This is a genomic window from Colwellia sp. BRX10-9, assembly GCF_014077405.1.
Lineage (GTDB): Bacteria > Pseudomonadota > Gammaproteobacteria > Enterobacterales > Alteromonadaceae > Colwellia_A.
In genome coordinates this window covers 59,868-71,771 of record NZ_JACGVV010000016.1, presented here as the reverse complement: position 1 = coordinate 71,771, position 11,904 = coordinate 59,868, and the positions used below count along the sequence as shown (strand labels likewise).

The 11,904-nt window shown below is 39.6% G+C and carries 10 protein-coding genes and 1 pseudogene; 4 read left to right on the top strand and 7 right to left on the bottom strand.

The features are described from left to right. Window position 1: 1 nt before the first annotated feature. Window positions 2-805: a thiazole synthase gene (locus tag H4J69_RS11140; RefSeq protein ID WP_182244394.1), complete on the top strand. Its 804-nt coding sequence runs from the start codon at window positions 2-4 to the stop codon at window positions 803-805. 139 nt (window positions 806-944) lie between these two features. Further along, a complete protein-coding gene (gene thiE, locus H4J69_RS11135; RefSeq protein WP_182244389.1) occupies window positions 945-2,468 on the top strand; it encodes a thiamine phosphate synthase in 1,524 nt (507 codons plus the stop codon). Between the two features lie 16 nt (window positions 2,469-2,484). Here thiE and H4J69_RS11130 read toward each other — a convergent pair whose 3' ends face one another. The 4 genes from H4J69_RS11130 to H4J69_RS11115 form a co-directional block, all read right to left on the bottom strand. Beyond that, window positions 2,485-4,032, bottom strand: coding sequence for a DUF418 domain-containing protein (locus H4J69_RS11130; protein WP_182244388.1), 1,548 nt, complete (start codon window positions 4,030-4,032; stop codon window positions 2,485-2,487). A gap of 227 nt (window positions 4,033-4,259) precedes the next feature. Continuing rightward, window positions 4,260-7,280 (bottom strand): PqiB family protein, encoded by a 3,021-nt coding sequence (locus tag H4J69_RS11125; protein WP_182244387.1) that lies wholly within the window; start codon window positions 7,278-7,280, stop codon window positions 4,260-4,262. After that, entirely contained in the window at window positions 7,270-7,941 is a 672-nt protein-coding gene (locus H4J69_RS11120) for a paraquat-inducible protein A (protein ID WP_182214519.1), read from the bottom strand. The genes H4J69_RS11125 and H4J69_RS11120 overlap by 11 nt, the downstream gene beginning before the upstream one ends. Continuing rightward, the gene (locus H4J69_RS11115; RefSeq protein WP_182214521.1) at window positions 7,931-8,557 is read right to left on the bottom strand and encodes a paraquat-inducible protein A; all 627 of its coding nucleotides are present in this window, start codon (window positions 8,555-8,557) and stop codon (window positions 7,931-7,933) included. Before H4J69_RS11115 ends, H4J69_RS11120 begins: the two co-directional genes overlap by 11 nt. 166 nt (window positions 8,558-8,723) lie before the next feature. Here H4J69_RS11115 and H4J69_RS11110 point away from each other — a divergent pair, with 166 nt between their 5' ends. Beyond that, a complete protein-coding gene (locus H4J69_RS11110; protein WP_182244386.1) occupies window positions 8,724-8,861 on the top strand; it encodes a hypothetical protein in 138 nt (45 codons plus the stop codon). A gap of 10 nt (window positions 8,862-8,871) precedes the next feature. Here the strand turns inward: H4J69_RS11110 and H4J69_RS11105 are convergent, their stop codons facing one another. The 3 genes and pseudogenes from H4J69_RS11105 to H4J69_RS20465 form a co-directional block, all read right to left on the bottom strand. Further along, on the bottom strand, window positions 8,872-9,495 hold the full coding sequence (locus H4J69_RS11105) for a cytochrome c (protein WP_070375442.1): 624 nt from the start codon (window positions 9,493-9,495) through the stop codon (window positions 8,872-8,874). 197 nt (window positions 9,496-9,692) lie between these two features. After that, window positions 9,693-10,304, bottom strand: a complete 612-nt coding sequence (locus H4J69_RS20470) for a c-type cytochrome (protein WP_220466007.1) — start codon at window positions 10,302-10,304, stop codon at window positions 9,693-9,695. Then, window positions 10,299-10,925, bottom strand: a pseudogene (locus H4J69_RS20465) (c-type cytochrome); the annotation flags it as partial. The gene H4J69_RS20470 and the pseudogene H4J69_RS20465, both read right to left, overlap by 6 nt. Before the next feature lie 203 nt (window positions 10,926-11,128). On the opposite strand from H4J69_RS20465, the gene yihA reads away from it, so the two are divergent. Beyond that, a complete protein-coding gene (gene yihA, locus H4J69_RS11095; protein ID WP_220465222.1) occupies window positions 11,129-11,770 on the top strand; it encodes a ribosome biogenesis GTP-binding protein YihA/YsxC in 642 nt (213 codons plus the stop codon). Window positions 11,771-11,904 lie beyond the last annotated feature (134 nt).

Here is an 11,904-nt window from a genome sequence, read left to right as displayed (position 1 = left end):
GATGACATTTTCAACCGAACTAATGATATACGGACAAGCGGTTAATAGTCGTTTATTAATTGGTAGCGCACTTTATCCTTCGCCACAGATCATGAAAAAATCGATCTTAGCCAGTGGCTCAAAAATTGTCACCTTGTCGTTAAAACGCCAAAACCCTGCGCAACAGTCAGGCGCAAAAATTTGGCAGTATATTCAAGAGGTTGTTAAAGAGACTCAGGGGTTTTTATTACCCAATACGGCGGGCTGTAAAACAGCTAAAGAAGCGGTAACCCTAGCAAAAATGAGCCGCGAAATTTTTCAAACGGATTGGATAAAATTGGAAGTTATCGGTGATGACTATAATTTACAACCAGACCCTATCGAGCTATTAAAGGCCAGTGAACAGTTGTTAAATGAGGGTTTTAAAGTGCTACCTTATTGCACCGACGATCTCGTGGTGTGTCAGCGTTTATATGACTTAGGTTGTCAGGTGATCATGCCTTGGGCATCGCCAATAGGCACAGGTAAGGGTCTAATGAACCCTTATAATTTAGCAACAATTCGTTCGCGGCTTCCAGATGCAACTCTCATTTTAGATGCGGGTATTGGCAAACCCTCAGATGCTTGTCTAGCCATGGAAATGGGTTACGACGCCGTATTATTAAATTCAGCAATTGCCTTGGCAGATAGTCCGGTACTGATGGCAAAAGCCTTCGCACAAGCCATTGTCGCTGGCGAGCAAGGATACATGGCGGGTGTAATGCAGCAACGACAAACCGCTCACCCATCAACCCCAACCCTAGATACACCCTTTTGGCATCAATAAGGCAATAAGGTAATAAGGTAATAAGGTAATAAGGATAAACCTATGACAAAAAGTGTTAAAGACAACCCGACTATCTGGACGATCAACGCCAACCCTAGATACACCTTTTTGGCATCAATAAGGCAACAAGGATAACCCTATGACAGAAAGTGTTAAAGAAAAACCGATTGTATGGACGATTTCTGGCAGCGATTGCTCCGGTGGTGCGGGCATTGCCGCCGATATAAAAACAGGTCATGCCTTGGGTGTTGAAGTTTGTCATTTGATCACCGCGAATACCGTACAAAACGCTAACCGCCTTGTCTCGATAAATCCGGTCGCTAGCGAGACATTACAACAACAAGCTAAGGTATTAATTAGTGATAAACCACCCAGTGTCATTAAGATTGGCTTAATAGCCAATCTTGAACAAGTCACATGGTTAACCGAATTATTAGCGGGCTTTAAAGCTAACTACTCAAAAATAAGTGTCGTTTTTGACCCCGTTGGCCAAGCGAGCGTCGGTGGTCGTTTTTCGACACTACAGCGAGAAGATTTAACCCTATTGTTCAGCTATATTGATGTTATTACCCCCAACCTGATGGAAGCGCAACAATTATCAAACTTATTGATACTTAACCCCGTTGAGCTGGCAATAAAAATTGCCGAATTAGGCGTCGCCAGCGTCATCGTAAAAGGTGGGCACAGTGCCGTGTTAGACAATGATGGTTTACAAGTCAGTGATGACTATTGTTTACATCACGTTGAGCAATCATCGATAAGTTATCAACTCTCTTCACTACGAATAAATACTTCTTACAGTCATGGTGGTGGATGCTCCTTTGCTAGCGCATTAGCGGCTTTTTTAGCACACGGCTATTTATTACGTGATGCCTTTACCTTAACCAAAGCGTTTATTAATCAGGGTTTAGCTAAATCGGTAACTGCTAGCATGAAAAAAACCGATTATTATGGTGCATTTGAACAAACCCATTGGCCTAATAGTGCTGACTTTTTCCCCAGAATATCATCCAACCTAGTCAAGAAATATCAGCAGTTACCGCCTTTTCCATCGTTGGCACTATCAGATAATAAGCTTGGGCTTTACCCTGTGGTTGACTCACTTTATTGGTTAAAACGTTTATTGCCATTAGGCTTAAACATTATTCAACTGCGGTTGAAAAATAAGACGGACATCGAGCTTGAAAAACTAATCATTGCAGCCATAGCCATTAGTCAGCCGTATAAAACGCGCTTGTTTATTAATGATTATTGGCAATTAGCAATAAAGCATCGCGCTTACGGTGTGCATATCGGCCAAGAAGATTTACAAAACGCTAATTTAACTAAGATTCATCAGTCAGGTTTACACTTAGGTATTAGTACTCATGGTTGTTATGAATTTTTATTAGCACAACAATTACAACCCTCTTATTTAGCGATTGGCGCTATATTTCCCACTAAAACTAAAAATATGAGCGGACAAATTCAAGGGGTAGATAACTTACAACAGCTATTGAAATTAGCCAGCAATATTCCGGTTGTAGCCATTGGCGGTATTAATCATCAACGAGCAGAACGTGTTTGGCAGACGGGTGTTGACAGTATAGCGGTTGTTACCGCGATCACTGAAAGTGAAAATGCTGAAATCGCAGTTAAACAATTCCAGCATATTATGCAGTAATTTTTCCCAGTAAAACCTAAGAAGCTATACTTGTATCAAGTTTTTTTTCTAAGCGTAGTGGTTGCCATTTCAGGTACGTAATTGAGCGCCATAACCATTCTAACGGGCCAAATCTAAAGAATTTCAACCATAGTGTACAAAAAACAACTTGGGCAAAAATCACCGCGACGACAATAAGCATTTGTTGTCCGCGGGCTATTTGGCCAAACATACCACCAGCATAGCCATAAAATATTGTCGTTAAGATTATAGAATGACCGATGTAATTAGTAAGCGCCATTTTTCCTAACGGTGCCAACCATGAAAAACCTTTGATAAACCAAGCTTTGCTGGCTAATTTTACAAACAAGCCAATATAACCGGCACAGAGAACAAACTGCCCATAATAAAAAATAGTTTGTCCGCCCGCTCTCACTTCGATAGCACTTTTTGTCACTGGGTGTAGACTAATAAAAGTTCCAGCAATACTTAACAGTAGGCCAATGCTCAATCCGCCCCAGCACATAACACTGAAGAAACTTTGGTGTTGTTGTGGGTTTTTCATTCTGCCACTAGCGACTAACCAATAGCCCACCATGAAAAGAGGTAAACAAACAAAGAAGGCAAAGGTTGGCGTGTTACCTAAAGCTTCAACGGCGCTTTTAGCTCGGTACTTAGTCGCTTCAATATAGCTAGTTTGCGTAAAAGCTGCTGTTTCTTTTGCTTCATCTTGCGCACGGCTTTGTTTTCGTTCAAAACGTTGTTGAGCTTTATAAATAATAAGCTCTTCGTCGGTCATGCTATCTTCATCGACTTGTACAGCTTCTTCTTTTTCTTCTAATGCTTCAACATCACTATCGATGACTGCCGCACTCGCTGCTATTAAGGTACTTTCGTCTTCAATCTCGGTATCTTTACTAACCCATATTTCTTTTGGATTATCTTTTTCTTGTTGCAGTAAAACATCAAGCTGCTGATTAATGCTGACTTCCTGTTGCCAATCGTTGGCTATTACGGTGTTGTCACGGGTAACACCAAAATAAAGAGCGGCAAACATTGAAACCAATAACGGCATCAATAATAGTGAGAAACCCACTTTTGCAAACGTAGCGGGGGTATTAAATCGCGCTAATTTTTTAATGCGTAAAAGTAAAACAAACCCCAGTAAAAGCAAACCTCCTACCGCATAGTCGTGAATAATATCTCCACCCCAAAGAAAAATTAAATGCGCCATACCAAAAACAAATAATGCCAACATACGTCGGGTAAACCATGCGCCAAATTTACGATCTGCCTCTTGCGCCCTAACGAGCATGATGGCAAAACCCATACCAAAAAGTATTGAAAACAACTTATAAAATTTGCCTTCTACAAACACTTTAACTAACCAACTTGATGCCCAATCGAAGCCAGTAAGACTATAATCAAAGCTCAGTAATGCGCTAACAGGGCGATTAAACCATTCGATATTCATCATAATAATGCCAATTAAGGCAAAACCACGAAGTAAGTCCATTACTTGAATACGATTAGAGTTTGTGAGCGGTGTTAGCTCTTTATTAGTGCCGGGGAATTCATTTTCCATAGGTTTTTCCACTGTATTATTATAATGAGTTAATATTGTTTGCATGCTTAATAGCATGAGTCATGCCAATTCGTTACCTATTGGTTTTTAACGAATTGTATGAACTTTATTATTATAGTTATTAATAAATAAACAACAAATTGTAACTTTAGACCAAATTTACGGCTTTTCCTTAACGCTATCGCCAACAGTGTATTGAACAAAGTTAAGGGGGGTATCTCTTGTTCTTATTGCGACAATTCAATTTTAGGTTGCCACTTATGCCAATCGTCATCAACATCTCGTGCTAACTTAAATAGTTGTCCTTGCTCTGCTGGCTGAAAAGTCTCCTTAACGTCAACCTCAGGTGTAGCAAAAGCTATACCACCGGCAAGCAGTGTTTCTATAGATTCTGAGTCTATATTGATCCCTGAAAAAAGCCCCGCATCAATACGAATACCACTGGTATTCCAAAACCGACTGCTTTGACTTACTAAAGGCGCATAACGCGGATAAATATTAATATAGATATTAACGGTGTCGGCAGTAGGTGATAAGTCGACACCAATTACCCGACCAACTTTAACTTGTCGATAAAGCACAGGATTGCCAGTTCTTACTGAACCTAAGTTTTTTGCACTTAATGAAAGATTTAACCCTGAAGGAAGCGTCGTTGTTACCGGCATAATGGCTTTGGCCTCAAAGCGATGACTTATTTCTCCCTTACCTGGCATTAATCCAATAAAGCCCCCCTCTAGAATAGCGCCAACATTTACTGAGCCCACAAGAGCAAGCTCTGGTTTAGCAAACCAAAATTTTGAGTCTGCAACCGCGAACTTTCGGCCACTGTCATTTAGAAAAGCATAAACGGTTGCGCCAAATCCTTGCTGATCAAATTTGATCCGAGAAACTAAGCCAACTTGTTGATCTTGATATTTTATTTTTAAATTATTTTTCAAGCCCTCTACATCACTAAAATGAATTTCTATGGCAACGCCCGCTAATTTTGCATACTCAACATTATCAAATAAAGTAAATTTCTCTCCCTCTTCAACGGTGTCTTGCTCAGGCTTTATTTCTGGGTTTATAAAACTGATCCCCCCCTTTAATATCGCATCAGCAGATTCTGTTTTAACAATAAAATTCCCTAGACCACCACTTATTGTTACACCACTGGCGTTGTAGAAACGGGTAAAATTAGAAATTAAATGTCGGTATTCTTCATCAACGGTAATATTTATTTCAACGTTATTACCTGTAGTATCGAGAGAAACATTATCCACTTGTCCTACAGCTATGCCTCTAAAGCTAATCGGACTGCCAGGATTAACGACATTCCCTTGCTCTGATTTTAGCGAAAGTTGTAGTCCTTGTGATGATAAGTGTTTTGCCGGTGGTAAGTCAGTGACAATAAAATCATGGGCTTTTTCACCTTCTCCAACGTTAACGCTAATATACGCCCCGCCAAATAAAGCATCGGTATTTGTCATTCCTGACAAGGATAAGTCGGCATTAACGAGCCAAAACTGACTGTTTTCTCGGAGAATATATTCGTAATCAGTTAAGACCCCAACCTGAAGGGTAACTTGGTCTTGCTGGCGAATGACTTTATGAACAGAACCAATTTCTTCACCTCTTAGCATGATACGGGTTTTGTTACTTAAACCATGGGCACTATTCGTATAAAGATTAAATGTTGAACGTTGTTTAGCCACGTTTTTATCAATAAACAGCTGAAAGCTATCACCATTCTTAGGTGCTGATTTTTCATTATTATCACCTAAGTCAAAAGCAATACCGCCCGCTAACATCGACTGAATAGATTGTGCTTGTATATCAAAATTTTGTAAGCCACCTGAAATATGCAAACCACTGGCGTTCCAAAAGTGACTATCACTAGAAACAAAGCTTTTGTATTTAGGTTCAATGAAAATGTGTACTAAAAATTCATTAGGGCCAATATTTTCAATTGCCTGAATAGTACCTACTTTCTGCTGTTTATAATAAATATTAGAGCTTGTGGTTAAAGAGCCAACATCTTGTGCTTTTAACACTAAATGTAACCCAGGCTCACTATATTGGTAGGCAGGCTCTTGATTATATACGTTAAATTTATTTAACGGTTTACCATCAACTGATGGACGAATACCAATGTGAGCGCCTAGCATTAATGTATGTAAATTTGTAACGCCGCCTAAGTCCAGATTTGGCGCTATAACAAAAAACTGCGAACCACTGGTTAAATAGGGAATGATACGAGGATTGATAATAGCACTGGCTTCGATGATCCTTTCTTCGGGATCAATACGAGTAAAGTCGGTAATTTTTCCTAATGTTAACCCTTGATACATAATCGCTGCATCGCGATCTATACCTGAATTCCAGTTTAACATTAACTGAATTTCATGGCCCATATTGGCGGTTTCATAATCAGAATATAAGGTGAAATTTTGGCCGTTGATCGCTGGTCCCATAACAGCTTCATAATCAGAGTTTCCAAAAGCCACACCTCCAGCAACAACAGATGCCAGTGAATCGGTATGAACAGTAACACCACTAGTTAATGAGCCTGATACTGTTACGCCACTGGTATTCCAAAAACGCGAGTTTTCTTTTACTAAGTTAGCGTACTCAGGTTCAATAAAAAGGTTAATATTGATCAGATCAGAAGTTGCCTCATAGTTAAATCCAGCGACATAACCGACGGTAATTTGTTTAAATAAAACCGGCGATTTCTTGCCTAATGAACCCAAAGTTTTTGTAGTTAATGATACATGTAAACCTGGCGTTGCTTGATCTAATACCGGTTCTTCACTTAAGGCAATAAAGTGACTCCTTGCTTTACCTTCTTCTTCTATATCAGGCATCACATTTATGTAACTCCCTGATAACAAAGTGTCTAATCCGGTAATACCTTGAAATGAAACGTCGGCAGTCACGTACCAAAAACGTGTTTTATCGGTCAACATTTTTTTTGAGCTTGAAATCATTTCAATTTCGACAATAACACTCTGTAAGTCTTCAGATACTTCAACGTCACGAACAATACCTGTGGTAAGTCCTTTATAGCGAACTTGAGTTTTACCAACCACAATACCACTTGCACTTTCAAACTGAACGGTGATAAACGTGCCTCGGTCAGAAACAGCTTTTATAATTAGCCAAGCACCAAATAACAACGCAATAATAGGCACTAACCAGACAGCAGAAATACCTTCTCGACTTTTAATAATAGCTTTTGATTCGGCAAGAATAGTTTTATTTGTCATGATGAGGGACATCCGTTTTGTTATATGTTTTTTCAGAAAGTGACTGATGATTATGCTTCTGATAGTTATCCCATAATAGTCGCGGATCAAAGCTTTCCGCGGCAAAAATGGTAAAAATTACCATTAAAGTAAAGTAGGTAATACCAACTGCTGGTTCAATACTAGATAAAAAGCCTAAATTAACGACCGCAGCCATGACCGTCACCACGAATACATCGAGCATTGACCATGGTCCTAAAAATTCGACAATATGATATAACTTTCCTTGTTGTTTTAACGACAATTGTGTTTTTCTTTTGGTGTTGTACATCAAGGTAAATAGCCCAATAATTTTCCCTAAGGGTATAACAAAGCTAGCAATAAAAATGATGATCGCTACCGGCAACATCCCCATTTGAATAAAAATGGCGATCCCCTCCAAAATGGTTGATGCTTCGGGGTTGCCGAAAGTGTAAAACACCATCATAGGATAAATATTAGCCGGAATAAACATCACTAACGCGGCAATGGTCCAAGCTAACGTGTATTCAATACTTTTAGGTTTTCGAGCAGAAAATAGCGTTAAACAGCGTGAACAGACTTGTCGCTCGCTATGCATAACATTGAGCTTATGACACTTTGGGCAACTGCCTAAACCTGCGGCAAGGGCTTTATTGCTCAAGAGATTTCTCCAGCTCATGCCATATATTGTGCTGATCTATTGTCACCGACACCAATGTTGAACATAACAACAGGAATATTAGGCTAATTAACCCACCATCAATCGTCATATCAGCCAGTGAAGAAAGTTTATACATAGAAACAACAACACCAAGTAAAAAAACGTGGAGCATCGTCCAAGTATCTAAAACATGATAAGAGCGAAAAAACACTAACAACGAAGGTTTAATTTTTTGAAACTTTATGCACCATGAAATATATAAGGCCGTGATCAGCCTCACTACAGGGATAGCAATGGTAAACATAAAAACAGCAAAGGCGAGTACGTAATTGCGACTATCAATTAAAAGCGTAATACAGTCAACCAGAGAGGCATCATTGTAAAGACCTGCGGCGCCGATGCCAATAATAGGTAATAATGCCGCGGGTAAAAAAAACAATAACCCTGCAATGGCGACAGCAAGGGTTCGATTAATCGCATCCCTCTTCTTTGAAAACAACATCGCGCCACAACAACCACATAAAGCATTTTGTCCTTCTAATAAATACGGCATAGGTAATAACGAATCGCATTGATGACAAGCAATCATATTATTAACAACTGAATGATTTTTCACTAAAGACCCAGTTCCATCAAGATAATTACCCTTACCTTTAAAATCAACAAATTACCAACTAATAATATCTATTTTAGTGTACGACATTAACCTATCTTAGCCAATAAAAAAGCAGCTTATTAAGCTGCTTTATGTTCAGGATGAACGGTATGTCTTGGTGCCATGGATGGCAAATAAAGACGATGTTCAGGATGAACGGTATGTCTTGGTGCCATGGATGGCAAATAAAGACGATGTTCAGGATGAACGGTATGTCTTGGTGCCATGGATGGCAAATAAAGACGATGTTCAGAACTACATGTAGCTATAAGCGACTATTTTATCGTCGACATGTATTGCACTAAGGCGGCAATATCTGCATCTTCTAGCTTCATAGCAATATTTCGCATCATGCCATTTTTGTCATTGTTGCGAGCTCCCGAACGAAAACTTTCCAACTGAGCAGTTAAGTACATTGCATTTTGTCCGCCCAGAGCTGGGAAACCAGCTTGTGACATGCCTTTTGCATCAGCGCCATGACAAGCAATACAAGCGGTAATTCCACGCTCTATATCACCACCAAAATATAGCTTTTTGCCAACGTCACTGGTTGCTCCACCCGCATATTTTGCAGGTTGTGCACTATAATAAGCGCCTAAATCAAGCATATCTTGTTCGCTCAATGCCATGGCCATACCACCCATAATTGCATTAACACGGCCTTCTTTTCCGCCCGAAGTTAGCCCCGTTTTAAAGTCAGCTAATTGTTTCGCGATATAGCTACTACCTTGTCCAGCCAGACTAGGATACATAGGTACTAAGCTATTACCATCAACACCGTGACATGCTCCACACATTGCAGATTTTGTTTTACCGGCATCAACATTACCTTGGGCAGCATAGCTGATATTTAGTGCACTTGTTCCTAATAAAACCAAGCTTAGTAGTATTCTTTTCATCAATGAGCTCTCTATATATGTAGATAATTAAATGTGGCTAGCAATGATTGGTAAGGTTATTACCTTAGGCACTGCAGTCTTCAATATCAAACAGTTTACACAAGTTATACCCATCGGACTAATTTATTGATCACTTAGCAGGCATAAAAAAGCAGCTTATTAAGCTGCTTTTTTAAAAATATTCTTTTAACCGTGCTTTATTTCATTGAAGACATGTATTGCGCTAATGCATCAATGTCATTTTTCTTCAAACGTTTAGCTATATTTCCCATCATGCCATTACGATCATTATTGCGTTCACCGGTTTTAAAACTCATTAACTGTGCAGTTAAGTATTCAACACTTTGATTAGCAACAACAGGGAAACCAGCTTTTGCAACACCTTTACCCGTTGCGCCATGACAAGCGATACAAGCGGTAATACCACGAGCTGTGTCTCCACCAAAGTATAATTTGCGCCCTAGTTCAGAGCCCTTGCCATTACCTGGCGTCGGTTTTTGACTAGCAAAATATGCGCCTAATTCAGCCATGTCTTGTTCAGACAAGGCTGCAGCCATACCTGCCATTACCGCATTTTCACGCACACCAGATTTAAACTCTTTTAGTTGTTTAGCTGTATATTCCGCATGTTGTCCTGCTAATTTTGGATACATAGGCACTAAACTATTACCGTCCGCACCGTGACAAGCACTACACATTGCTGACTTTGCTTTTCCGGCAATCGCTTCTTCGGTAATAATCGCAACCTTAGTAACACGCTTAGGTTTTACATGAGCAACGGCCTTGGTATCAGCAAAATAGGCGCCCATATCGGCAATATCTTCATCGGTCATCGCACCAGCAAATTGATTCATTGCATAGTTAATGCGCGTTTTATCTTTAAAAGCATATAATTGCTTTTCGATATACTGGGCATGTTGGTTGGCTAAATTAGGGTTGATTAGTACCTGACTATTGCCCTCTTTACCATGGCAGCCGATACAGCTAGCAATATTACGTGAAGCATCACCTAATTCGTAAAGGCTCTTACCTGCACTAGCATTGCCAACATAAGCAACAGTTTCTACTACAGCAGCCGGAGCTGAATGCATGCTAGCAAGTTCAACTGAAACGGTTGCGCCACTTCTATCTAAACTTGAGAAGTAAGCACCGATATCAGCCATATCTTGATCGGATAAGCCAGCAGCCATTGGTCCCATCATAGCGTTGACACGTGTACCACTTTTAAAGGCTTGTAGTTGTTTAACAATATAGGCAGCATGCTGACCCGCTAAGTTAGGAAACGCATCACTTGCGCCAATCCCATTAGCACCATGACAAGCACTACACATAGCTGCTTTACTTTTACCTGCATCAACACTTCCGGTTGCTGCGAACGCGACATTAATACTCGTTACGGCAAGAATTAACGAAAAAATAATTTTATTCATTGAATGGCTCTCTGCTCTATTACTATTGATTAAGTATTCACTAAAAAATAAACGGATGAATATAAAAAACTAGTCATATTTTACACTAATATCATCACGGTGTAATAAGCATAGTAAAAATTAAGCTTAAAAAATGACACTTTTTACTGTTTCACGAGAAAAAAAAGATATAATGCTTTTTTTATTTGTTATTGGACACCATTTTGTCATCACCTGTTATTCATTTAAGTAAAGCCACTTTCACTTTAAGTGCGCCGGATATTCGTCGCTTGCCTGAAGACAACGGTATAGAAGTGGCCTTTGCGGGACGTTCAAATGCGGGTAAATCAAGCGCACTAAATACCTTAACTAACCAACGTGGTTTAGCTCGTGTCAGTAAAACACCGGGTCGAACGCAGCTTATTAACATTTTTGAAGTCGCACCTAACAGACGCTTGGTTGACTTACCCGGTTACGGCTTTGCCAAAGTGCCGATTGAAATGAAGAAAAAATGGCAAAAAGCACTTGGCGAATATTTAGAAAAACGTGATTGTTTAAAAGGCCTAGTTATTTTAATGGATATTCGTCATCCGTTAAAAGATCTTGATATGGACTTGATCCAATGGGCCGCGGACAGTGATTTACCGATATTGGCGTTATTAACAAAATGCGACAAGCTTTCACAAGGCAAAAGAAGTGCTGAAGTGCTTCAGGTTAAAAAAGCCTTAGCATCGTTAAATGCAGATATTACCGTACAAGCTTTTTCATCATTAAAATATACGGGGTTAGAAACAGCAAATGACCTAATTTGTAAGTGGTTGTCTGCCGATTTACCAACAGACCTTCCCGAAAGTGAAGAGTTTTAGCATCGCCATTTAATGCCAAGTGACCTTACTAAGGTCTAACTTGGCTAATGTTTTTCATACGAAAAACGCGATAAACAAAACATTCATTTTTCAATCATTAATCTTCATCCACAAACCTAACAAGCAAATTGATG